General features: G+C 46.4%; 19 protein-coding genes. 14 read left to right on the top strand and 5 right to left on the bottom strand.

What is annotated here, in order from left to right:
• Positions 1 to 14 precede the first annotated feature (14 nt).
• The 6 genes from I2H39_RS14310 (at position 15) to I2H39_RS14285 (ending at position 6,565) form a co-directional block, all read left to right on the top strand.
• Positions 15 to 1,313: an ATP-grasp domain-containing protein gene (locus I2H39_RS14310; protein ID WP_195626835.1), complete on the top strand. Its 1,299-nt coding sequence runs from the start codon at positions 15 to 17 to the stop codon at positions 1,311 to 1,313.
• Positions 1,314 to 1,337: 24 nt separating this feature from the next.
• Positions 1,338 to 2,300: an NAD(P)-dependent oxidoreductase gene (locus I2H39_RS14305; protein ID WP_195626770.1), complete on the top strand. Its 963-nt coding sequence runs from the start codon at positions 1,338 to 1,340 to the stop codon at positions 2,298 to 2,300.
• Positions 2,287 to 3,351, top strand: a complete 1,065-nt coding sequence (locus I2H39_RS14300) for a glycosyltransferase family 2 protein (RefSeq protein ID WP_195626769.1) — start codon at positions 2,287 to 2,289, stop codon at positions 3,349 to 3,351. Before I2H39_RS14305 ends, I2H39_RS14300 begins: the two co-directional genes overlap by 14 nt.
• A gap of 24 nt (positions 3,352 to 3,375) precedes the next feature.
• Complete coding sequence (locus I2H39_RS14295; RefSeq protein ID WP_195626768.1) at positions 3,376 to 4,617, top strand: hypothetical protein; 1,242 nt, start codon at positions 3,376 to 3,378, stop codon at positions 4,615 to 4,617.
• Positions 4,618 to 4,679: 62 nt separating this feature from the next.
• Complete coding sequence (locus tag I2H39_RS14290; RefSeq protein WP_195626767.1) at positions 4,680 to 6,140, top strand: flippase; 1,461 nt, start codon at positions 4,680 to 4,682, stop codon at positions 6,138 to 6,140.
• A gap of 206 nt (positions 6,141 to 6,346) precedes the next feature.
• Positions 6,347 to 6,565, top strand: coding sequence for a hypothetical protein (locus I2H39_RS14285; protein ID WP_227146100.1), 219 nt, complete (start codon positions 6,347 to 6,349; stop codon positions 6,563 to 6,565).
• A 111-nt stretch (positions 6,566 to 6,676) separates the two neighbouring features.
• On the opposite strand, the gene I2H39_RS28865 is transcribed toward I2H39_RS14285, so the two are convergent.
• The 4 genes from I2H39_RS28865 to I2H39_RS14265 form a co-directional block, all read right to left on the bottom strand.
• Entirely contained in the window at positions 6,677 to 6,940 is a 264-nt protein-coding gene (locus I2H39_RS28865) for a hypothetical protein (protein WP_207746826.1), read from the bottom strand.
• A 56-nt stretch (positions 6,941 to 6,996) separates the two neighbouring features.
• Positions 6,997 to 7,143 (bottom strand): hypothetical protein, encoded by a 147-nt coding sequence (locus I2H39_RS14275; RefSeq protein ID WP_171042694.1) that lies wholly within the window; start codon positions 7,141 to 7,143, stop codon positions 6,997 to 6,999.
• A 203-nt stretch (positions 7,144 to 7,346) separates the two neighbouring features.
• On the bottom strand, positions 7,347 to 8,579 hold the full coding sequence (locus I2H39_RS14270; protein ID WP_195626766.1) for a class I SAM-dependent rRNA methyltransferase: 1,233 nt from the start codon (positions 8,577 to 8,579) through the stop codon (positions 7,347 to 7,349).
• A gap of 136 nt (positions 8,580 to 8,715) precedes the next feature.
• The gene (locus tag I2H39_RS14265) at positions 8,716 to 9,306 is read right to left on the bottom strand and encodes a TetR/AcrR family transcriptional regulator (RefSeq protein WP_138310454.1); all 591 of its coding nucleotides are present in this window, start codon (positions 9,304 to 9,306) and stop codon (positions 8,716 to 8,718) included.
• A gap of 252 nt (positions 9,307 to 9,558) precedes the next feature.
• On the opposite strand from I2H39_RS14265, the gene I2H39_RS14260 reads away from it, so the two are divergent.
• The 5 genes from I2H39_RS14260 (at position 9,559) to fucO (ending at position 17,717) form a co-directional block, all read left to right on the top strand.
• On the top strand, positions 9,559 to 10,449 hold the full coding sequence (locus tag I2H39_RS14260; RefSeq protein WP_195626765.1) for a hypothetical protein: 891 nt from the start codon (positions 9,559 to 9,561) through the stop codon (positions 10,447 to 10,449).
• A 121-nt stretch (positions 10,450 to 10,570) separates the two neighbouring features.
• Positions 10,571 to 12,847, top strand: a complete 2,277-nt coding sequence (locus tag I2H39_RS14255; protein WP_227146096.1) for an efflux RND transporter permease subunit — start codon at positions 10,571 to 10,573, stop codon at positions 12,845 to 12,847.
• Positions 12,831 to 15,626, top strand: coding sequence for a methyl-accepting chemotaxis protein (locus I2H39_RS14250; RefSeq protein WP_195626764.1), 2,796 nt, complete (start codon positions 12,831 to 12,833; stop codon positions 15,624 to 15,626). The genes I2H39_RS14255 and I2H39_RS14250 overlap by 17 nt, the downstream gene beginning before the upstream one ends.
• Before the next feature lie 152 nt (positions 15,627 to 15,778).
• Positions 15,779 to 16,345 (top strand): TetR/AcrR family transcriptional regulator C-terminal domain-containing protein, encoded by a 567-nt coding sequence (locus I2H39_RS14245; protein WP_138310451.1) that lies wholly within the window; start codon positions 15,779 to 15,781, stop codon positions 16,343 to 16,345.
• A gap of 223 nt (positions 16,346 to 16,568) precedes the next feature.
• Positions 16,569 to 17,717 carry a lactaldehyde reductase gene (fucO, locus tag I2H39_RS14240; protein ID WP_138310450.1) on the top strand — a complete coding sequence of 383 codons (1,149 nt, stop codon included), beginning with the start codon at positions 16,569 to 16,571 and terminating at the stop codon, positions 17,715 to 17,717.
• A gap of 205 nt (positions 17,718 to 17,922) precedes the next feature.
• On the opposite strand, the gene I2H39_RS14235 is transcribed toward fucO, so the two are convergent.
• The gene (locus I2H39_RS14235; RefSeq protein ID WP_195626763.1) at positions 17,923 to 19,014 is read right to left on the bottom strand and encodes a KamA family radical SAM protein; all 1,092 of its coding nucleotides are present in this window, start codon (positions 19,012 to 19,014) and stop codon (positions 17,923 to 17,925) included.
• A gap of 224 nt (positions 19,015 to 19,238) precedes the next feature.
• On the opposite strand from I2H39_RS14235, the gene I2H39_RS14230 reads away from it, so the two are divergent.
• From I2H39_RS14230 to I2H39_RS14220, 3 genes are all read left to right on the top strand, one after another.
• Positions 19,239 to 20,039: a carbohydrate-binding protein gene (locus I2H39_RS14230; protein WP_138310447.1), complete on the top strand. Its 801-nt coding sequence runs from the start codon at positions 19,239 to 19,241 to the stop codon at positions 20,037 to 20,039.
• A 454-nt stretch (positions 20,040 to 20,493) separates the two neighbouring features.
• On the top strand, positions 20,494 to 22,158 hold the full coding sequence (locus I2H39_RS14225; RefSeq protein WP_195626762.1) for a Na/Pi cotransporter family protein: 1,665 nt from the start codon (positions 20,494 to 20,496) through the stop codon (positions 22,156 to 22,158).
• Positions 22,159 to 22,470: 312 nt separating this feature from the next.
• On the top strand, positions 22,471 to 23,601 hold the full coding sequence (locus I2H39_RS14220; protein WP_138311735.1) for a carbohydrate kinase family protein: 1,131 nt from the start codon (positions 22,471 to 22,473) through the stop codon (positions 23,599 to 23,601).
• Positions 23,602 to 23,614 lie beyond the last annotated feature (13 nt).

Genomic DNA, 23,614 nt, shown 5'->3' with positions numbered 1-23,614 from the left:
GGAGGAACGTTGTGATGGACAATGAGTTTCAAGGAATGAAGCTGCTTATTCTTGGGGGAATGAGAATTTCATGTGAGATTATACGCCAAGCCAAGGCAATGGGGATATACACGATTGTTGCTGATTATAATAAAGTTGAAGATTCGCCGGGTAAGAACATTGCGGATGAACATTTTATGATAAGTACCACAGATGTGGATGGAATAGTAAATCTTATAAAAGAGCAAGAAATTAATGGGGTGATAGTTGGTTTCAATGATTTTATGCTGCCTTATTATGCGGAAATCTGCGAGAAATCGGGATTACCATCCTATGGAACTAAAGAGCAGTTTGAAATTTTTACGAATAAAAACAGATATAAAAAATTATGCCGTAAATACAATGTCCCCACAGTCGAAGAATATGATGTAAATCAAATTCTGAGTGGAGAATTAGCTGATAAGATAAGGTTTCCGGTGTTGGTGAAGCCGACTGACAGCAGCGGGGCGAAAGGAATATCAATATGCCAATCTAAGGAAGCATTGAGTACCGCATTAAAAAAGGCTGAAGTATATTCACATTCAGGTCAAGTTTTGGTAGAGAGATATGTGGAGGGGAAAGAGGTTACGGTTTTTTGGCTATTTGTAGATGGAAAATACTATTTGACAGCAATTGGAAACAGGCATGTTAAACAAAATCAGGAAGGAGTGATTCCGCTTCCTGTAGGCTATACATTCCCTGCCGCTGTGACACCGAAATATTGTTCCGAGATTGAGAAGAATGTTAAGGATATGCTGTGCTCTGTTGGAATTCAAAACGGAATGATGTTTATGCAGTGTAAGGTGGAAAAAGGGGAGTGTGTAGTTTATGATATCGGTTATCGTTTGACGGGCTCTTTGGAGTATAAGCTATTAAAAGAGGTATGCGGATATAATCCTTTGGAGATGATGATTAGGTTTGCATTGACTGGTCATATGGGGGAGGATATTATCGCGGGCAAGATAAATCCGAAGTTCGATAAATACGCATTCAATGTATCTGTTTTAACTAACCCAGGGAGGATTGAGAAAATTTATGGGATTGAAGAGATTCTTAATTTACCACAGGTAATAGATGCAGTTTTGGCCCATTATCCGGGAGAAGAGATTACAGAGACTATGAGAGGGCTATTGGCGCAGATATCGCTCCGTGTACTGGGGGTTTCAGATAATGCGAAAACAATGCAGGAGACTATGTTGAAAATCCAGAGGTTGATACATATTGAATCAGATAAAGGCGAGAACATGATTTTACCTGGGATTGAAGAAACCGATTTTGTTGATGCAGTTATTTAGGTACATTTAAGAGGAAATAAGGTCATGGATGGTAAGAAAACAGTTATGATAACAGGCGCAGGTGGATATTTTGCATGGTCATTAATTCATGAATTAAAAGAAAATACAGATTATCGTGTTATAGCTATGACATCAGACCAGAAAACCACCTTAGATAGATATTCGGGAATTAATCTAATTTGCCTATCTAATAAAGAAGTGTTCAGTAATCCGGAATACTTAAAATCTACAGATATCCTGATTCATACAGCTTTTTGCAGAAAGTCAGATGGAAAGAAGCTGGTGGAGAGCCTGCGGTTTTCAAAAACCCTGTTTTCGGAGGCAATGAAGAATGGGGTAAAAAGAGTAATTAATTTGTCTTCTCAATCTGTCTATGGACAAGATTATGAAAATTTGCCTGATGAAACAATGTCTGTGAGCCCAAGATATCTTTATGCGTTAGCAAAAGCAGCTAACGAAATTTTAATAGGCGGAATTATGGAAGCAGCTAAAGGGATGGTTGATAATAGTTTATATACCAATATACGACTAGCTTCTCTGATTGGAGTTAACGACACAGTACCAGATGATATAATAAATAAATTTGTTGATGATGCTATATATAAAAAGACAATTCGGATAATTGGAGGGAATCAGAAATTTTCTTTCTTGGATATAAAAGATGCTGCAAATGCTGTATGCAGGCTGGTACAAAGCGAGAATACAATATGGAAAAGAGAATATAATCTCGGGAATAGTTATCAGGTAAATATTATGCAAATTGCACAGGAGGTAAACTTCTGTCTGGAGAGACTGGGTATGGAGAGAGCGAAAATTATTTTAAATCCATCAGATATTCAACTTAATTCAGGCATGAATTGCGAGAGAATTTATAGAGAACTAGACTGGTTACCTCAATATTCGTTTCACTCAAGTGTAATGGATTATGTAAGATATAAAATAAAAGTAAAAAGGAAAGATGAGGAAAAGAGCGATGCCGAAGATTAGCATTATTGTTCCCATATATAATGTTGAAAAATATATTGCACAATGTTTAGATAGCCTTATCACGCAGACATTTAGGGATATTGAGATTATTTTGGTTGACGATGGAACACCGGATAATAGTGCAGAAATATATAAAAAGTATGAGGATAAGGATAGCCGGATTAAAGTAATAAAAAAAAGAAATGCAGGAGTAGCTGAGGCTCGGAATACTGGTATTGAACATGCAATCGGTGAATGGTTGATGTTTATCGACTCTGATGACTGGATGGAGAAGGACGGGTGTGAGATATTGTATAAGGCATATGAAACAAGCCGGGCTGATTTAGTGGTTGCAGATGCTTATACAGTAATAAATGGGACCAAACACTTGAAGAGAATTTTTAAAGAAGAATTTGTCACAGAGGATATTGACTTTATAAAACAGTATCAGGCAGCCTGCATAGGATATGGATATAATCCGCTGCCGGCGGATAAAGAGAATGTCACAGGTCTGGGAAGCCCTTGGAATAAACTGTATTGCAGAAAGATTATTGTTGAGAATGGTTTACGATTCGACTCGTATGTGAGAGGTATATATGATGATAATCTTTTCACACTTTATTATTTGAATAAAGTTAGAAAGGTCGCGTATGTTTCTGTACCAGTATATAATTATAGAATTGTATATGGTTCGTTGACACAGTCTTATAAGGCAGATACGTTAGATATTAGTCGTAGGATTTTTGAACGCATTAAAAGTTTTATTGATACACAGGATGACAAAAAGGTCTTTGAAAAACCATTTTATATGTATATAGTCAGAAGATTTAGTGCAGAACTTGGTGTGTATTATTTTTCCAAGAACAATGGGAAAACGTTAAGAGAAAACTTGAGAGAATTGAAAAATATGATTCATCAAGAGCCATATTGCACTGCGATTAAAGAGGTTGAATCTGGTAAATTGATGAAACAACAAAAATTAACCTGCTGGACTGCCAGGTTAAATTCTCCTATTGGTATATGGCTTACTTTTAAGGTCAGGAGAAAGATAAAAGCATGGATGGGATTATAAATAAAAAGGGAGAGTCTATATCAAATGGGATTTACAAGATTAGTGTATATAACTAAAGCAAAAATCAGCCTTGTTGATATATTAGAGTACATTTTAATTACTTTGGTAATTACTACAACAGGGGCAATATGGTTCCGATATGGTTTTTTGTGGTCTGTTTTTACATACATCAAATTAAGCTTATTGGCAGTTGCGATATTAATTATATATCTGGAGTCTATTTTATATGCCCCTAAATTAGGTCGGAGGTTCATTCGTTATAGTGTATTTTATACAATATGCATGTCTGTTTATATGCTTGGTAATTGGAATACCTTTTTTTATGCTTTTACATGGGTTTATGTGCCACTCATGGTTTTTCTTGTTTTAAGTGGTGTTTTAACTTGGAATGCAATTATTGAATTCTGGAATAAATATATAAGGATTATGGTAGTGATTGCATGTTGTTCTTTGTTTTTTTGGCTGTTTGGCAGTGTACTTAAAATTATTTCTTCAGCAGGAAGTGTAACGTTTGAATGGGATTGGATAAGAACAGCCACTTCGTATCACAATTTATATTATGAACCTCAGACTATAAATTTTATCTTTTTTAAAGGTATACGAAATTGCGCCTTTTTTACGGAGGCACCGATGTATGCCTTTTTATTAAGCACAGCATATATTATTCAAAGATGTTATCTCGTTGAAAATAGGATTATTACAATAATTTTATTTATAACAATTATAACAACATTTTCAACAACTGCTATAATAGCTGTACTTTTATTTGAAGGGCTGGATTTCATCATGAAAAAGAACAGCAACAAGCTATTAAATTCAGTTAAGCCACTTTTACTTCCATTTGCTTTTGCAATAGTGGTGGGTACAATTGCATTTATGATTATGGATAAAACAACAACAGGTTCGTACAATGTCAGAACAGACCATCTTTTTGGTTGCTTAGTTTTGTTTATAAAAAGTTTTCCCTGGGGGATAGGATTTGGCAACAGGAATTTGATTATTGAACAATTACGTTATCAGCAGGGCTTATCAGTAGGAATCCCATATTTTATTGCAATGGGAGGCTTAAGTGCGCTGTTGATTTTTTTTATTCCCTGTTTATTCTATTTAATCAGCGCTGTCAAAAGAAAAAGGTGGAAAAATGTAGCATTTGTAATGACCTTTTTTTGGATTTTTATGTGTACAAATGTTGTATTGACTTCAGTTTTACAATGGATAATTATGAGTTTTGTTTTTGTCAAAGATTCAGGCTGTATCGATTTTTAAATAGAAGTACACATCTATACACAGCGCTTATTTGAAGTGGTTTGAAAGGAGTTCTGCATTTTATGTATAAATCAACATGTGTAAAGAATCATATAGTAAAAAACTATATCTATAATTCAGTATATCAGATATTTGCAGTCATTGCTCCTCTTCTAACAATGCCATATGTATCACGCGTTCTTGGAGCGACAGGTATTGGAATCTTTGGCTATACAGAATCAATAGCAAAATATTTTATTCTATTTGGAACACTGGGCAGTAATCTGTATGGGCAGCGAGAAATAGCTTATGTTCAAGACAATATCAAAAAACGTACAATTGTATTCAAAGAAATTATTTCGTTTAGATTCCTGACTGTATTTATTGCAGGAATCATATATCTGGCTATATTTTGCTCCACTGGTGAGTACAAACAAGTGTTTCTTATTTTAGCTTTAGAGGTTTTTGCATCTGCTTTTGATATATCTTGGTTTTTTCAAGGAATACAGGAATTTAAAAAAGTGGTCATGAGAAATATCATTATCAAGTCACTCAGTATTTTTTTTGTATTTTTATTTGTGCAATCAAATCAAGATGTGAGTATATACGCTTTATGTTATGTTCTTCCTGTTTTAATTAGTAATCTTTCTTTATGGGCATATCTTCCCAAATACTTGACACACGTTAAGTGTAATAAATGCGTTACTCTTAAACATATGATACCACTACTAACTTTATTTATACCACAAATCGCTACAGAAGTTTATACTGTACTGGATAAGACAATGTTGGGAATATTTGCATCTGATATTAATCAGGTTGGCTACTATGAACAATCATCTAAGATAATCAAAGTTCTCGTCTATTTCATAACTGCTCTTGGTATCGTGATGTTGCCACAGATGTCAAAACTTTTCGTTGAAGGAAAAACAGCTGAGATACAAAAAAATATTAAACAGTCCTTTCAATTTGTCTTTTTTCTTGGTTTCCCTCTAATGTTTGGAATTATTGGGGTAGCTGGTAACTTTGTCCCATGGTTCTATGGAGAAGGATATACACCAGTTATATTGCTGATGTCGTCTATATCTCCTATCATTGTTATTATTGGAATCAGTAATGTGATTGGAAAACAATACCTGCTGCCAACCAGACATCAGCAGACATACACCATATCTGTAATCTTAGGTGCCATAGTAAATTTTATATTGAATTTATTACTTATACCAACGTACAATGCCTTGGGTGCAAGTATTGCTACAGTAGCAGCGGAACTTAGTGTGACCATAATTCAGATATGGTTTGTTCGTAAAGAAATACCAATATTTCCATATTTAAAGAAGGCAACTTCATATTTGTGTGTTAGTATATTTATGTTCATCGCCATATTTGGCGTTGGAATTGTAACTTCATCAGGAATTATAGGAATAATAATACAGTCGTGTATTGGTATGCTGATTTACTTTAGTACTTTAGCACTTATGAAAGATGATATGATAAAAAAAGGTTTGAATATTATTAATGGCTGGTTGCTTATGCATCGTTAATAGTTTTAATAGCGATTCTAGGATACCTTACCCAATATCCCTTCATGCATCCTCCTAAATGCCGCCGGCGACACATTATACACCTTATGAAACGCCTTAAAAAAGCTGGAATAGTCATTAAATCCACATGTGAAACAAGAATGGAAATCCATGACGCCCGGGAATGAACCTGTAATCTGGCGCTTTACGCCATCGGTGTGGGCGTCATGCCTTTGGTGGTGGCCCTTCACGAAAAGGGAATGCGGCTGGGAACCGCCAAGATATCACTGGATGCAGTGTGTGTGGTTCTGGCGGTTCTCTTGGGAGGGGAGATTGGTATAGGCACCATTGTATGCACCTTTGGCCTGGGTCCGGTTACCGGTCTGTTCCATGGAGGAATCCGCAGGAAAATCCGGGTCTGGCAGGAAAGCGGAAAAGCAGTTTAAAATACAAAGTGAGAAATAAAAAACACGGCAGTATGTACCTTGGGTACAGCATGCCGTGTTTTGCAGTTCCAGATGGTTCCTATGCCGGGGTATCCCTATACGGAAGTGTTTCTATTCCACCCCGAACATGACAGAGGTGGCTTTGATTACAGCCACAGCTTCCTTGCCTGTTTCAAGGCCGAGTTCCCTGACAGCGGCCATGGCATGTCGCTGGCCGTAATGTTCCAGGGCATCACTGCTTCCTTCCTTATCAGGGTGCCGCTGTCCTACCTGTTCAGTCTGAAAGAGGGTGCCAGTCTCTTTTATATTGGTCTTGCTGTGCCGGCGGCATCGGTTTATGGAATCATATTCTTTACCGTGTGCTATGTGCGGCATTTGCGGAAGAATGGCAGATGCCGTGCATAGCAGGGGATTTGCGGCTTTCTTTTTTCCTATTTTCTGGACTCCCTGTATTTGCGGAGAAATTCCAGCTGTGCTTCATCGTCAGCCTCCCTGTCATAGGGTGCTGAGCCTGCCACAAAGCAGCAGACCAGTATGGACAGAACAGTCAGTATGAGGAATATGATAAGTATAATCATGTCAGGTCCTTTCTATCAATGTACATTGATAAAGATACAGCTGTTAACATGGAATAATGGGTCTTTTATCTTACTGTCTCACTTATAGTTTATCCGTTTTTTCGTTCTTATGTTCATGGAAAATAAAAGAAAAATCCCTGAAACACCGGAAATGACTCATATTTCATATCAAACCGGTATTCAGGGATTTTTCATATTATAACCTACTTCTCATCGCAAACCTGAAAAATATAGAATTTCAAATAATAGGACTCATCCGCTGCCCACAAAATGGGATGGTCTGCTGCCTGGGTCCTGTACTCCACCTGTCTGAGCCGCTTGTGTACATTGCCGGCTGCCTCCCGTATGGTTTTGGTAAACAGTTCCGGGTCCATGAAGTGGGAGCAGGAGCAGGTGGCCAGATAGCCGCCGTCCTTAACCAGCTTCATGCCTCTCAGGTTGATTTCGCGGTAGCCCTTGACTGCATTTTTAATGGAATTTCTGGACTTCGTAAATGCAGGCGGGTCCAGGATAACCACGTCGTATTTATTGCCTTCCTGCTCCAGCCTGGGAAGAAGGTCGAAGACATCGGCACACTCAAACTGAACCTGCTCCGTCAGACCGTTGAGGGCCGCATTTTCCCTGGCCTGGTTTACTGCCAGCTCCGAGGCGTCTACACCCAGCACATGAGCGGACCCCGCCAGACCGGCGTTGAGGGCAAAGGAACCTGTGTGGGTGAAACAGTCCAGCACCTGCTCCGGCTTGATGCGGCGGCAGAGATTCTGGACTGCCAGCCTGTTGTACTTCTGGTCCAGGAAGAAGCCGGTTTTCTGGCCATCCTCCACATCCACCATATACCGGACCCCATTTTCCTGGATTTCCACCTTGGTGTCAAATGCTTCTCCGATGAATCCTTTATGGCGCTCCATTCCCTCCTGCAGCCGGACCTTGGCGTCGCTGCGCTCGTATACGCCCCGGATGTTTACTCCGTCCTCTGCCATGACCTTTCTGAGCTTGTCCACAATGACCGGCTTCAAGCGGTCGATTCCCAGGGCCAGGGATTCCACCACCAGCACATCTGAAAATTTGTCTATGACAATACCGGGCAAAAAATCGGCCTCTCCGAATATGACGCGGCAGCTGGAGGTGTCGGTCACCGCCTTCCTGTAATCCCAGGCATTGCGTACCCGCATTTCCAGAAAATCGCTGTCAATGACCGTATCCTTCCTGCGGGACATCATGCGGACCGTCAGCTTGGACCGGGTGTTGATGAAGCCGGTGCCAAGGGGATATCCGTCAAAGTCCTCCACTGTCACCATGTCGCCGTTTTCAAATGCTCCACTGATACTCTCTATCTCATTGTCGTAAATCCATGCGCCTCCGGCCTTCAGGGAACGTCCCTGCCCTTTGCGGATACGGACAATTGCTTTTGGGCTGTATTCAATTCGTGCTTCCATTGTATTCTCCTGTTTTCTGTTGTGATGTATTTCCCATCATATCATAACATGGAGAAAAATTCATCCGGTTTATGGCCATACATGACACTATATATTAAGAAATTATCTATAGGAAATGGTAACTGTTCAGACGGCATTATACGTAGGGGTCGATTTCCAGGACACCAATTCCCTTGGTAATGATGTGTTCTGTCAGCTTTGCCATCTGTTCCGGCGTTTCTTTGAGGCCGGTCTGGAGCCAGTACTGTACCAGGCCGATGCACCCTGATACGATGAAGGAGAAGAAGGCGTCAAAAGCAGCAGCATTGCCGGAGCGGAATACTTCCATCCAGTCCTTCAGGCATTTTTCACGTATAAGCTGTTTCAGACGGTTTAGAAAATTCAAGTCTCCGTTCTCACCCAGAAGAATCTCAATCAGGTCCGCATTATCATATACTAAGGAATATATTTCATTGAATATGACGGATGGACGCTGTTTTAAATCCACAGCTCCGTGCTTACAGACCAATTGATTGAAATCTTCCTGGAGTTCTGCTTCTGTTTTTTCCAGAAGGTCAAACACATCCTTATAATGGAGATAAAAGGTCCCACGGTTTAAGTCGGCCATGTCAGTCAGCTCCCGGACCGTGATATCCTGGACCTTTTTCTCCTTGAGCAATGTTATTAGACATTCGCGAAGCTGTCTGCGGGTCTTGCGTACCCGGCGGTCCACAGGTTCCATGCCCATTATCTGTTCCTCCTTTTGTTTATATAGGTTTGCGCATATTTACAAATATTTAACAATTGTATTCTGGACAAAAATGGTAAATTTGTTGATTAACCGTCAAAATAATGGAAATTAATCATTGTATTTTTGCCATAATTTATTATAATCCATTATAGTCAATAAATAAACAAAAGTCAATTAACAAAATAGAAGTTGTTTAACGGTATAAAAGATGTATAATAGATATATATATAAGAAACGGGGGCAGGGGGCATGAAATATAGAACATATGCAGTGATTCTGGCTATGGCGGGAGTTCTGTGGGCCCTTGATGGGTCCGTGACCGTTACGGCCCTGGCGGAGGAACAGACACAGGAGCAGGCACAGGCAAGGGCTGCTTCGTTTGTTCCGGGCTGGAACCAGGCAGATGGAAAATGGTACTGGCTGGACCAGGACGGAAGTTTACATAAGGGGTGGCTCAGTGCGGACGGAAGGTCCTATTATATGGACGAGAGCGGGGCCATGGCTGCCGGCTGGCGGGAGGTGGACGGAGAGTGGTATTACTTCCATGAAGACGGAGGCATGAACCTGGGAGAGCTGATACTGGATAATGGAAAATATGAGTTTTCAGCACAGGGAGCCCTGGTTTCAGCCGGCTGGGTGGAGAATACAGGCGGAGGGGCCTACGATGCAGGATGCTACGGCCATATGGCCCAGGATTTATTTGACCAGCTCAATGAGGAAAAGAAGGATTTATATTTTGAGGAATACCCTGACCGCGAAGATGAATATGACGGTGACATGCACCGTGTTTATGACCGGTATGCAGGCTTTCAGATGGATATGGCCCTCAACAAGGCGGCGGACCACAGACTGGACGGAGCCATGGAAGGGGGATATGCAGATGACAGGATTCCCGGAGAGGGGACTATTAACGATTACCTTTCCCTTATTAATTACAGAAGGAATGCCTCCTGCCTGGAGCTGTATGTAAGGGACTGCGGGGATGCATCAGAGGCATTTGACAAAATAAAAGAAAAGCTGGATAAGCGCCGCCAGTCCAAGAACGACCGGAAGTATTCCATGGAATATTACCGCCGTCTGGGCATGGCTCACAGGGAGAAGGACGGGAAACAGTATTTTATGGTGATTCTGATGCGGTAGGCGGGGGAATGCGCAGAGCGGCGGGCGTATGGGGCAGGAACGCGGTCAGCGGGAATGCAGAGGGAAGTATAAGGCCGCGGGGCATGGCCGCCATGAGGCGGCGGCATAAGGAGCATGGAATATGGGACAGAAGCTGTTTGGCAGGATAAAGGACAGGATGCACAGGGTAAAAGGGCAGGAGATGCAGGCAGGGGATAAGTTTTCCTTCCGCATGGCCAGATTTATCATACATAAAAAAGGATGGATTGAGAGCGTATTTGTGGCAGGGTGTGTCTTTTCACTGATAGCGATGCTCTTTGTAAATGTAAATTATGACCTGACAGAGTACCTGCCAGCATCAGCCAGGTCCTGTATCGGGCTGGACCTGATGGAGGACGAATTCGGCTATCCGGGCACTGCCAGGCTTATGATTAAGGATGTGAGCCTGTATGAGGCAAAGCAGTATAAGGATAAGCTGGAAGCAGTGGATGGTGTGGACCAGATTCTCTGGTGCGACAGCACGGTGAATATCTATTCAGGCGAGGATTTTATACGCCAGGAGGACATTGAGGACTACTACAAGGACGGCTGCGCTGTCATGGATATCACCTTTGATGAGGGGGATACGGCAAAGAAGACATCCCAGGCCATTGACGAGATGAAGGCCATCACAGGAGATAAGGGATATTATGTGGGAATGGCGGTTCAGAATAAATCCCTGACGGAAAATGTGGAGAGCGAAATGAATCTCATTCTTACCGTTGCCGTCATCATGATATTTGTGGTTCTGTGCATCAGCACCACGGCATGGTCTGAGCCCTTCCTTTTCCTGCTGGTAATGGGAGTGGCCATTCTGTTAAACCGGGGCACGAATATTTTTATTGGGACAGTCTCGTTCCTGACCAACAATGTGGCTATGGTGCTGCAGCTGGCAACCTCCATGGACTACTCTATTTTCCTTCTGGATGCATTTTCAAGGGAAAAACAGAAGGGCTGTTCAGAAGAGCAGGCCATGGTCAATGCCATTGACGCTGCCATCAACTCCATATTTGCCAGCAGCCTGACCACCGTGGTGGGGTTCCTGGCACTGGTATCCATGAAGTTTACCATTGGGTTCGATATGGGTCTGGTGCTGGCAAAGGGAATCGTGTTCAGCCTGATAACCGTGCTGTTCTTTATGCCGGCCATGATTCTCAAGTTTTCCAAGTGGAATGATAAGACACGGCACCGCCCCTTCCTTCCACCTTTCCGGAAATTCAGCGAATGGGTTTACAGGGTGCGCTACGCATCCCTTATCATTATGCTGATTCTGGCGCCGCCTGCTTATGTGGCCCAGGGAATGAATGATTTTCTGTACGGCAACAGTGCTGTGGGGGCCAGCGAGGGAACCCAGGTCTATGCGGACGACCAGGTAATTGTCCGGGAATTTGGGCGAAGCAACATGATGCTGGCCATGTATCCCAATACTTCGGCAGTGACAGAGCGGGAAATGTCCGATGAGATAGAGGACCTTCCCTATGTAAAGACTGTGACCTCCCTGTCCAATACACTGCCGGAGGGCATACCGGAGGATTTCCTGCCCTATTCCATTACCAGTGAGCTTCACACAAAGGATTACTGCAGGATGCTCATTTACATACGGACAAAGACAGAGAGTGAACAGGCATTTAAGGGAGCGGATGAAATCCGGGATATCCTGGAACGGTATTATCCGGAGAATTCCTATCTGGTGGGGGAAACGCCTTCCACCCAGGATATTAAAACCACCATCACAGCGGATAACTCCAGGGTGAACTTGTTATCCATGCTGGGTGTGTTCCTGGTTGTCATGTTCAGCTTCCGGTCCTTTGCCATACCAATGATTGTCATGGTGCCTATTGAGGCGGCAATCTTCCTTAACATGGCCATGCCGTATCTGGCAGGGGATACCATGGTGTTCATGGGTTATATCATAGTGAGCAGCATCCAGCTGGGGGCCACAGTGGATTATTCCATACTGCTGACCAATAACTACGTGTCCTGCAGGAAAACCATGGAGAAGAAGGAAGCGTGTATCCAGGCCCTGATGCTGTCCTGTCCCTCTATTTTTACTTCGGGAACCATCATCATACTGGCGGGATATATTATACATTTCATATCAACCACAGCGGCCATAGGGGACCTGGGACACCTGATTGGACGAGGAGCGCTGTTCAGCGTAATTCTGGTGCTGACCGTGCTGCCGGCTCTCCTGGTGCTCTTTGACCGTATCATTACCAGCAATGAGTGGGACCGCCTGCAGAAACATCTGAAACGGCGCCATGAAAAGCGGAAGGCACTGATAAAGGCGGGATTAGGCGCCGTAGTCAATAAGGCGTCTGCGTTGAGACGGACAGATTTTGAACCAGCGGAGGTGGAAAGCGATGAGAATGAATTATAAGAGAATCATGGCAGCGGGAATGGTCTTTGTCATGCTTTGCACCGGCACCGGCGGCGTACCAGCATACGGAGCAGAAGCCACCGTTGACGTGGATGAAACCATGTATGTGAACCTGGATTATTACGGCAGGGTAGATAAGATTAACGTGGTAAAGGGAGTGGGCCTCAATGGACAGACCGAGTTTACGGATTACGGTACCTATGGGGCTGTGATTAACATGTCCAACAGCATTGAACCGGTGCTGGGGAACGGGACCGTCACATGGAAGCTTCCGGAGGCCCAGAGAGGAAGATTTTACTATAAATGTGCTGTGGATAAAGACAGGATTGTGCTGCCCTGGGATTTTGACGTATCCTACAAGCTTAACGGAGTACCCACAGACGGCGATAAGCTGGCAGGGGCTTCCGGGCTTATTGAAATCAATGTGAAGGCAGAGCCCAATGACAATGCCAGGGAGTATTACCGCAACAATATGATGCTCATGGTGGCTGTGCCTGTGGATATGAGTAAATGCTACAGTGTGGAGGCGGAAGGCTCCCAGACCCAGAACCTGGGGGATACCACGGCTGTGGTATTTACAGCCCTTCCGGGCGAGGATGGGGATTATACGGTGCGCATCGGTACGGACAGCTTTGAGACCATAGGTGTCATTATGGCCATGGTGCCGGGAACGGTTGAGGATTTGGAGCATATCAAGGACCTGAAGGAAGCCAAGGATACCTGGCAGGATGCGGGAGATGAGCTTTACGACAGCCTGGAGCAGATGGCTGAGTCTGTGGAGAACATGCGGCAGGGTGTGAACCAGGTTCGCCAGGGCATGGATTCAGCGGATAACGCCAGACAGAAGTGGAGCAATTCCAAGGACAGCATACTGGCCGGAAATGACCAGACACTGGCAGCGCTTACATCCGTGTCACAGCAGATGGATACCATGATTCCGCACCTGCAGACAGCCAAGGACTGTGCTGAAGTGGTTCACAGCAGCATGAATGATATTGTCAATACATTGGGAGACATGCAGGACCCCTTGAGAAAGCTGCAGACCAGACTTAAGAACATTGAAAACAGCGCAGGGGGTATCAGCAGCGACCTGCCGGAGCTTCAGAAGACCATGGAATCCATTATGGCACTGGACACACAGCTTCAGGCATCCCAGGACACGCTGCTTACGTATCTCAGCCTGTATAAGAGTTCCAGCGCCAAGGCCAGAAGACTTTATGATGAGGAACTGGATGCGGAAGAGCTGGAAGACATGGATGATGCAGATTATGGAACTTCCGGCGGTGGAAGCCATTCATCCTCCGGCGGAGGCGGCAGCCAGGGAAGTGACCAGAATAGCAGCCAGGACAATGGTCAGGGGAATGACCAGGGCAGCGGAAATTCCGGCAGCAGTGAGGATGGGAAGGATAATCCAGATGGAGGTGCCGGCGGAAACGGGACTGAAAGCGGGAGTACCGGCGGAAGCGGAAATATCGAAAACGGAAGTACCGGCGGAGGCGGAAACACCGAAAGCGGAAGTACCGGCGGAGGCGGGAGCACCGAAAGCGGGAGTACCGGCGGAGGCGGGAGCACCGAAAGCGGGAGTACCGGCGGAAGCGGAAATACCGGCGGAGGCGGAAACACCGAAAGCGGAAGTACCGGAGGAAGCGGAAACACCGAAAGCGGAAATACCGGCGGAAGCGGGAACGAAGGTGGGAGTACCGGCGGAGGCACAGCCGAAAGTGGAAATACCAGCGGAAGCGGGAGCACCGAAGGCGGGAGTACCGGCGGAAGCGGGAGCATCGAAGGCGGAAGTACCGGAGGAAGCGGGAGCACCGAAGGCGGAAGTACCGGCGGAAGCGGGAGCACCGAGAGCAGAAGCACCGGCGGAGGTACAGCCGAAGGCAGCAACACCAGCGGAGGTTCATCTGCAGATGGAAATACCGGCAGCAGTACCCCGGATGCAGGTACAGTCATTGGTTCCGCAAAGAATACAGGAAAGTCCGGCTTGTCCGGTTTGATGGCAGGCGCGTCCATAGAGAAAAAGAGCGCCCCGCTGTTAAGCAGTCCCAATCCGGCGGATGCAGCGGCAACCATTGAACAGTCCCTGTATGAAAAGGTAGAGGTCCTCAAGGATTTATCAGCCCAGAGCAAATCATTGACAGTGAAGATGTCAAATCTGATGGACGATACATCTGATTCAGCAAAATACAGTGCAGAGATAGTTGACAACATGGATTATCTGATTGAGGATTTGAAGGCTCTCAACGATTCTCTGGATGTATATTATCCGGACCTCCAGACAGCCCTGGATGATTCCCAGGAACTGGTGCGCCGCACCACCGACGCCCTGAACAGCGGAATCAGCACAATGACCATCATCCAGAACACACTAAAAGACAGCAGTGATGATTTTGACGCAGCTGCCAGAGACAGTCTGCGCGGCAGTATGGAACTTCTGGATAAGAGCCTGAACATCCTGGACAGCACCACAGTGATGCGCCAGGCAGGACGCACCATGAAGGATACCATTGACAATGAGCTGGATAAGTTTGATACAGATAACCGTTTCCTGTTTATGGACCCGTCTGCAGACAAGGTATCCTTTACTTCGGACCGGAATAAACCGCCTAAGACACTTCAGATTGTCATGCGCACCGATGAAATCAGTGTGGATGATGACACGGCCAAGACCGCGGACGCGGAAGTGGCCAAGACCAAGGAAAGCCCCTTAAGGCGGATGTGGAACGTGTTGGTACAGATGTGGAAGGCAATGGTAAGCATTTTCAAAAACAGGTAGAAGACGGACTGAAAATTTGATATACTGTCCATAGAAGCAGCGGGCAGTGCAGCAGGACTATGGCTGCACTGCCTGCTGGCGTGAAGAGATAGTTACAAAAGGACACAGGTACCAGGGCCTCACTATGCAGTACCTGCCTCAGGAGGAATATCATGGCCGTAACAGGAAAGCAGGAGAAAACAAAATACAAGCTGGCGGAATCCGTCAAGGAGTGCATGAAGACAGCGCCCGTGGATAAGATTACGGTCAAGAACATTGTGGAGGGCTGCGGTGTGACCCGGCAGACCTTTTACCGGAACTTTCTGGACAAATACGACCTGATAAACTGGTATTTTGATAAGCTGGTGCTCCAGTCTTTTGAGCAGATTGGCATGGGGCACACGGTGGGAGAGAGCCTGACACAGAAGTTTGAGTTCATTCTCAATGAAAAGGTGTTTTTTACAGAGGCTTTCCGCTCCGATGACAGGAACTCGCTGAAGGAACATGATTTTGAACTGATTCTGCAGTTCTATACGGACCTGATTGCCAGGAAGACCAGCCAGCCCCTGGGCCAGGAGCTTCAGTTCCTTCTGGAGATGTACTGCCAGGGTTCCGTATACATGACTGTGAAGTGGGTTTTGGGAGGAATGAAAGACTCGCCCGTGGAAATGTCCGATAAGCTGGTGGAAGCCATGCCGCCAAAGCTGGCGGAGGTTTTTGAGAAACTGAAGCTTCTTTAATCCATGGACATCTGCTGTTGAAACAGAGACGTAAAATAGTAATTGTGCATAATTCCAGATGGTGAAACTGCACAAACCTTTAAGGAAAGTGACAGACAGGGATGTTTGTCACTTTTATTTTAAATTCCGTGTTGTTATAATATTAACAAAAGCAACCAAGCAAATCCGCCGACACATGAAATGGGGCCGGCGGCGTACCGTCAAAGTAAAGGAGAAGAGAATCATGGCAAACAGAATCGTATTAAACGAGACATCCTATCATGGCGCAGGCGCAATCCAGGAGATTGCAAATGAGGCAAAGGCAAGAGGTTTTAAGAAAGCATTTGTATGTTCCGACCCTGACCTGATTAAGTTCAATGTAACCTGCAAGGTGACAAAGGTGCTGGAGGATGCAGGACTTGCCTACGAGATTTATTCCAATATCAAACCAAATCCAACCATTGAGAACGTGCAGACCGGCGTTGCCGCTTTCAAAGCATCCGGCGCAGACTATATTATCGCCATTGGCGGAGGTTCCTCCATGGATACATCCAAGGCAATCGGCGTCATCATCACCAACCCTGAATTTGAGGATGTAAGAAGCCTGGAAGGCGTTGCTCCCACCAAGAATCCATCCGTGCCGATTATTGCAGTTCCCACTACGGCAGGCACCGCGGCGGAAGTTACTATTAACTACGTAATCACGGATGTGGAGAAAAAGCGCAAATTCGTATGTGTGGATACCCATGACATCCCGGTTGTGGCAGTGGTTGACCCGGAAATGATGTCCTCCATGCCAAAGGGACTGACAGCCGCCACCGGTATGGATGCCCTTACCCATGCAATTGAGGGCTATACCACGAAGGGGGCCTGGGAGATGACTGACATGTTTAACTTAAAAGCCATTGAAGTCATTGCCCGCAGCCTGAGAGATGCGGTGGAGAATAAGCCTGAGGGCAGGGAAGGCATGGCTCTGGGCCAGTATCTGACCGGCATGGGATTCTCCAACTGCGGTCTGGGAATTGTGCACTCCATGGCTCACGGACTGGGCGCTTTATATGATACCCCTCACGGCGTTGCCAATGCCATCATCCTGCCAACGGTTATGGAATACAATGCACCCTGCACCGGCACCAAGTTTAAAGACATTGCCATTGCCATGGGCGTAGAAGGCGTTGAGAACATGACTGAGGATGAATACCGCAAGGCAGCAGTGGACGCAGTGAAGAAGCTGTCCTCTGATGTAGGTATCCCGGCTGACTTAAAGGAAATCGTAAAGCCTGAGGATGTGGATTTCCTGTCACAGTCCGCAATGGATGACGCCTGCCGTCCGGGCAATCCAAAGGACCCGTCCTTTGAAGACATTAAGAACCTGTATCTGTCATTGATGTAAATACATAAGCAGCCTATGGCATAAAAACCATGGCACAAGAAAAGCCGCAGGACACCCCCATATCGGGATATGTCCTGCGGCTTCGATATTGTCTGCCCATAGCTCAGCTACCGCCCGCGGCCCAGCTTTCGCCCGTGGCCCAGCTTTCGCCCGTGGCTCAACTTTCGCCCGCGTCCCAGCTACCGCCCCGCGGCCCGGCTCTGCCTTACAGCCAGGCCTGCCCCGGCGCCAGCTCCTTGCTGAAAATACGTCCCCGGTCTTTTTCGTATTTTGCCTGATGATATTTAAAAAGCATTTTTCCATCCTCCATAAGACCCAGGATTTCGATTTTGCCGGTGACATGGGACATGGCGTAGCGGATGCATTTGCCCTGTCCGTTCTGCATGTTCTTAGCCCCCTCCACAATACGGCAGCCTTCTGCCAGGGGAACCTGGAACTGGCCCTTTACACCGGATACGGGACGGCACTGGAAAATGTAATAGGGAATGACGCCGTATCTTGTCAGGTCCTTTAGAAGGTTTCCAAGTATCCGCACGTTGTCATTGATTCCTTTTAAAAGTACGGTCTGGTTTTTTACTATGACGCCTGCCTCATTCAGGCACCGGACGGCTTTTACTGCCTCGGGAGTCAGCTCATTTGAATGGTTAAACTGGGTCACCACATAGATTTGCTTGATTTTTGCATAGGAGGCCAGAATATCCAGAAGTTCCGGGTCATCGTAAATCCGCATGGGAAGCACCACAGGAGTGCGGGTGCCGAAACGGATTAAGTCCAGATGGCTGATGGAGCTGAACACCTCCAGATACCGGCGTATGGTTTGGTTGCTGTTCAGAAAGGAATCCCCGCCGGAAATGAGCACATTGGTGATTTCCGGGTGAGAACCGATGTAGGCACCCATCTCATCCACGTTTCCGGCTGTCTCGTCATCGGATATTCCCACCAGCCGTTTGCGGAAACAATGCCTGCAATACATGGCGCACCGGTGGGTGGACAGGATAAGCGCTGTCTGCATATATTTGTGCTGCAGGCCGGGAAGCACGGTGTTGTCCGCTTCCCCGCTGGTATCAAAGTCCCCGGACAGGTCGGTTTCACGAATGGAGGGAATGGACATCCTGAACACTGGGTCCTGTTCCGGATTGTTCCAGTCAATGAGGGACAGATAGTATCTTGGGACTGTCATGGGAAAGAGTTCCAGGATTCGGGTCATGTGTTCCTCCTCCTGGCTGCTAAGCCTCATATACGTTCTCAGTTCCTCGGCGCGGGTTACGTTGTTTCTCAGTGTTTCATTCCAATTCATCCAATCATCCCCTTCATTCATTATTTTTTCTATTATAACATCAGAAACAGCTGCCCGGATGAATAAAAAGTAAAAATTTTGTAAATAATAGAATATTCGGCAAAGCTTAAAATTCAGCTTAAAATTTTATATCATTTAAACTTTTTTGTATATGGTATTCCACGGCGCTCCATGGTAGAATGAAAGAATCTGAAAAATCGATATAAAAGGAGTGTGCGATATACATGGGAATGCAGATTACAGTAAAGGATAAAAACGGTGCGGTGAAGGCAGAGGCCGCAGGAAAAGAACAGGCTGTCCTGGCGTGGAAGGGCGAATACGGGGAGGGAGACAGGATTATATTCTCCCTGCCGGAAAAGAACTGTTTCTATATCATGCGTGTGGATGATACCATGGACGAGTCATTCATTTACGCGGCCGGAGATGAGCTGGTCTATGAGGTTCCCTTCGCAGAGGGCAAGACATCCTATAACCCTAAGTCATTTACAGGGGAGCGCCACTATCTGACAGTGCGCTATGCCTTGGACTATGAGATTAGCTCCTACCGCAACCTGGCAAAGAACGTCATGGACCAGCACAAGGGCCAGGGCTTTTATCCCCATGCCCACGCCAATGTTGAGACAAGGGGAGAGGCTGTGTTTGCGGCCCGCAACGCCATTGACGGGGTGACGGCGAACCTGTCCCACGGAAAATGGCCCTATGAGTCATGGGGAATCAATATGCAGGATGATGCCCAAATGACACTGGAGTTCGGCCGTCCCGTTGATTTTGACCGGATTGTCCTCTATACCAGGGCGGACTTCCCTCATGACAACTGGTGGGAAAGGGTGACATTTACCTTTTCAGACGGAACCTCTGAGACAGTGGAGCTTGAAAAGAGCGTGGAACCCCACATCATCAGTCTGGAGCGCAAAGGCATTACATGGCTTACCTTTGGGCAGCTCATCAAGGCGGACGACCCCTCTCCTTTCCCTGCCCTGACACAGATTGAGGTCTATGGCCGGGAACATGAGGCCGCCCGTTAAGGCGTTCCTGCCCGCTTTTGGAAAATCAGCATAAAAATGGAAAAACAATATACTCAATAATCGGATAATACTGCGGTTCCGTTCCGGAGATTAATTGTAAATATATGTATCTCCGGGAGAAATTTTACACATAATTTACATAGACTTTACATTACTGGCGGGAAACGATATTGACGACATATGAAATATCCCGTATAATGAGTATGTGTAAAGAAGTCGTAAAGATATGGTAAATAATCAGGAAAAGAGGCTATAGATATCATGGGAAAGGCCCTGTGTGACGGATGCCGCAAGCGTGTGATAAAGGAGGCATAACCTGCAATTTTTGGTTTGGGATAGCGGGCTATGCCCTATTTTTGCCCATTTTTACCGGAAATTGCCGGGAATACACCGGATTATCCATTAAATGATAATATAGTAAAAGCTTATTTCCTCGGACAAAAGGAGAAAACACATGGGAGTAGAATTGGTTTTAAGCCTGCTGGGCGGCCTGGCCCTGTTCATGTACGGCATGCAGATGATGAGTACCAATCTGGAGGCTGTGGCTGGAAACCGTATGAAGCAGATATTGGAACGCCTTACGGCAAACCGTTTTCTGGGAGTGCTGGTGGGCGCCGGAATCACGGCCCTGATTCAGTCGTCTTCAGCCACAACCGTCATGACCGTTGGATTCGTTAACTCAGGTCTTATGACACTTAAGCAGGCTGTATGGATTATCATGGGTGCCAATGTGGGCACCACTATTACGGGACAGCTCATTGCCCTGGACATAGGGGCGCTGGCTCCGTTAATTGCCTTTGTGGGCGTTATGTCCCTGATATTCGTAAAAAATAAAAAGGTACAGCATGTGGGAGGCATCATTGCCGGTATCGGTGTCCTGTTCATCGGCATGGGCATGATGAGCGATGCCATGGTTCCGCTGAGGGATTCTGAGACCTTTATCCATATGGTGACCAAGTTCTCCAATCCTCTTTTGGGAATCCTGGTAGGCGCGGTGTTCACGGCCATCATCCAGTCCTCCTCCGCGTCTGTGGGTATTCTTCAGGCCCTGGCCATGGGCGGTGTTATCAACCTTCACAGCGCCGTGTTTGTGCTGTTCGGACAGAATATCGGTACCTGCATCACGGCCCTTCTGGCCTCTGTGGGAACCAGCCGCAATGCAAAGCGCACCACGCTGATTCACCTGATGTTCAATGTGATTGGCACAGCCCTGTTCGTGACCCTGTGCATCCTGACTCCGTTTACGGACTTTGTGATTGGCCTTACCCCTGATAATCCGGTGGCCCAGATTGCAAATGTCCATACCATTTTTAATATCAGCACTACCTTGATTCTTCTGCCCTTTGGCGCGCTTCTGGAGAAGATTGCCATTGCAATCCTTCCGGATAAGGCTGTGCCTGTTAAGGATGCCGACCAGTGGTTTGAGGGTCTAATGGCTTCCAAGCACCACCTGGGTATTTCCACCATTGCCATTAACCAGATTCACGATGAGATTCAGGTGATGCTGGCGACAGCGGCAGAAAATGTATCCCAGAGCTTTAAGGCGGTGGAGGACGGGGCCTCAGAGGGAATCCAGGCCATAACGGACCGGGAAGAGGAGATTGATTTGAGCAATATGAGACTTTCCCAGAAAATCTCCAAGATACTCGTATTGGACCAGACGCCCAAGGATATTGACACCCTGAACCGGATGTATACCATTCTGGGAAATATTGAGCGAATCGGCGACCATGCCATGAACCTGGCGGAATATGCTGAAACCATAGAGGAAAAAGGACTTCAGTTTTCAGAATATGCTAGGAAGGAATTCGCCACCATGGAAGGAACCTGCCGGGAAGGCATGGAGCTATTGATGGCAGCCGCTGCCGGGGACGCGGAATCACCGCTGTCCAGGGTGGCTGAGATTGAACAGAGGATTGACGATATAACCCGCAAGTTCCGCCAGAACCAGATTGACCGTATGCGGGAGGGCAACTGCAATGTGGAGTCCTCCATCCTGTATTCGGAAATGCTTACTGATTATGAACGAATCGGTGACCATATGCTGAACATTGCCCAGGCCTATGACGCCATAGAGTGGTCCGGGGACAGGGGACAGACCGCTGCGGCGATTGCGTGAGCCGTGTGACAGGGCAAAAGCCCGGATAAATGGCGGGTCAGCCGGAGTGGACGGCCCGGCAGCAAGCAAAAACGGGAATTTGCCCGTATCAATTAAATCATTGTTTGACCAGGCCCTGGGGGCGCCGTGATTTTAACGGCCCTCCGGGGCCTTTTTATGCTGCCGCTGATTAGCCGCAGCCATATTTTTTTGCATTGTGCAATATGTACATGACAAATGTCATAATGAATATTACCTATGTAATAATTGTACACAAACCATTGGATTTATGTTTGAAAACTGCTATGATTGGGGGCGGAAGGGGGAAGTAAGATGGGAGAAAAAAATAAAAAAATAGCAGTGGCCGGGCATATTTCCCTGGACATTACACCGGTTTTCCAAAACAGCGGAAAACAGAAGCTGTCTGAGCTGTTCCAGCCGGGAAAGCTGCTTAAGGTGGGAAAAGCCATGATGTGCACGGGCGGCGCTGTTTCCAACACTGGCCTGGGGCTTAAGCGCCTGGGAGCGGACGTGGTTCTGATGGCTAAAATCGGGGATGATTATTTTGGAAACGCGCTGCAGGACATGATAAGGGCCCATGGCTGTGAAACCTGCATCACCCAGGTTCCGGGAGAGAACACATCCTATACCATAGTGCTGGCGCCCAGGGGACTGGACCGCTTTTTCCTACATGACCCGGGCTGCAATGATACCTTTGGCTATGAGGACGTGGACCTTCAGAAAGCAGGGGAGGCAGTCCACTTTCATTTTGGTTATCCGCCAATCATGCGCAGGTTTTACCAGGATGACGGGGAGGAACTGGTAAGGCTCTACAAAAAGATAAAATCCATGGGGCTTACCACGTCCCTGGACCTGGTTGCAGTGGACCCGGACTCAGAAGCAGCGGGCAAGGACTGGGAAACCATACTGGAACGGGTTCTGCCCTATGTGGATTTCTTTGTGCCCAGTATTGAGGAACTGGGATACATGCTGGACCGCCCCATGTACTGCAGATGGCAGGAGAGGGCAGGGGGAGAGGATGTCACAGGAATATTGTCGCTGAAGGAGGACGTGGAGCCGCTGGCATCCAGGGCTCTGTCCATGGGGGCCAGATGCGTCCTTCTGAAATGCGGGGCAGCGGGCATGTACCTTAAGACAGCTCCTGGACCGGTGTGGAAGGAGTGTCTGCCGGATTTTGCGGGCTGGGAAGATGTGAGCCATTTTGAGGACAGCTATGTGCCGGACTGCGTTCTGTCCGGCACAGGGGCAGGCGATACCAGCATCGCTGCCTTTATAAAGGCCATGCTGGACGGCTGCGCGCCGCTTGAATGCGTCCGGCTGGCAGCTGCCACAGGCGCATCCTGCGTCACGGCATACGATGCCCTCAGCGGCCTTCTGTCCTTTGATGAGCTGCGGCAGAAGATAAAGGCAGGATGGGAAAAGCAGAAGGCTATCCGGCCATAAGAAAGGAGATTAT

Origin of the sequence: Clostridium sp. 1001283B150225_161107_B6 (assembly GCF_015556325.1) — a bacterium.
GTDB lineage: Bacteria > Bacillota > Clostridia > Lachnospirales > Lachnospiraceae > Enterocloster.
The sequence above is the reverse complement of the archived record's forward strand: the minus strand, read 5'-3'. Positions and strand labels throughout refer to the sequence as shown.

What these genes read in the sequence shown, in the direction of transcription:
- I2H39_RS14310 (WP_195626835.1), top strand. Translation starts at nt 15, where the DNA reads ATGGACAATGAGTTTCAAGGAATGAAGCTGCTTATTCTTGGGGGAATG.
- I2H39_RS14305 (WP_195626770.1), top strand. Translation starts at nt 1,338, where the DNA reads ATGGATGGTAAGAAAACAGTTATGATAACAGGCGCAGGTGGATATTTT.
- I2H39_RS14300 (WP_195626769.1), top strand. Translation starts at nt 2,287, where the DNA reads ATGCCGAAGATTAGCATTATTGTTCCCATATATAATGTTGAAAAATAT.
- I2H39_RS14295 (WP_195626768.1), top strand. Translation starts at nt 3,376, where the DNA reads ATGGGATTTACAAGATTAGTGTATATAACTAAAGCAAAAATCAGCCTT.
- I2H39_RS14290 (WP_195626767.1), top strand. Translation starts at nt 4,680, where the DNA reads ATGTATAAATCAACATGTGTAAAGAATCATATAGTAAAAAACTATATC.
- I2H39_RS14285 (WP_227146100.1), top strand. Translation starts at nt 6,347, where the DNA reads ATGCCTTTGGTGGTGGCCCTTCACGAAAAGGGAATGCGGCTGGGAACC.
- I2H39_RS28865 (WP_207746826.1), bottom strand. Translation starts at nt 6,940, where the DNA reads ATGCCGCACATAGCACACGGTAAAGAATATGATTCCATAAACCGATGC.
- I2H39_RS14275 (WP_171042694.1), bottom strand. Translation starts at nt 7,143, where the DNA reads ATGATTATACTTATCATATTCCTCATACTGACTGTTCTGTCCATACTG.
- I2H39_RS14270 (WP_195626766.1), bottom strand. Translation starts at nt 8,579, where the DNA reads ATGGAAGCACGAATTGAATACAGCCCAAAAGCAATTGTCCGTATCCGC.
- I2H39_RS14265 (WP_138310454.1), bottom strand. Translation starts at nt 9,306, where the DNA reads ATGGGCATGGAACCTGTGGACCGCCGGGTACGCAAGACCCGCAGACAG.
- I2H39_RS14260 (WP_195626765.1), top strand. Translation starts at nt 9,559, where the DNA reads ATGAAATATAGAACATATGCAGTGATTCTGGCTATGGCGGGAGTTCTG.
- I2H39_RS14255 (WP_227146096.1), top strand. Translation starts at nt 10,571, where the DNA reads ATGGGACAGAAGCTGTTTGGCAGGATAAAGGACAGGATGCACAGGGTA.
- I2H39_RS14250 (WP_195626764.1), top strand. Translation starts at nt 12,831, where the DNA reads ATGAGAATGAATTATAAGAGAATCATGGCAGCGGGAATGGTCTTTGTC.
- I2H39_RS14245 (WP_138310451.1), top strand. Translation starts at nt 15,779, where the DNA reads ATGGCCGTAACAGGAAAGCAGGAGAAAACAAAATACAAGCTGGCGGAA.
- fucO (WP_138310450.1), top strand. Translation starts at nt 16,569, where the DNA reads ATGGCAAACAGAATCGTATTAAACGAGACATCCTATCATGGCGCAGGC.
- I2H39_RS14235 (WP_195626763.1), bottom strand. Translation starts at nt 19,014, where the DNA reads ATGAATTGGAATGAAACACTGAGAAACAACGTAACCCGCGCCGAGGAA.
- I2H39_RS14230 (WP_138310447.1), top strand. Translation starts at nt 19,239, where the DNA reads ATGGGAATGCAGATTACAGTAAAGGATAAAAACGGTGCGGTGAAGGCA.
- I2H39_RS14225 (WP_195626762.1), top strand. Translation starts at nt 20,494, where the DNA reads ATGGGAGTAGAATTGGTTTTAAGCCTGCTGGGCGGCCTGGCCCTGTTC.
- I2H39_RS14220 (WP_138311735.1), top strand. Translation starts at nt 22,471, where the DNA reads ATGGGAGAAAAAAATAAAAAAATAGCAGTGGCCGGGCATATTTCCCTG.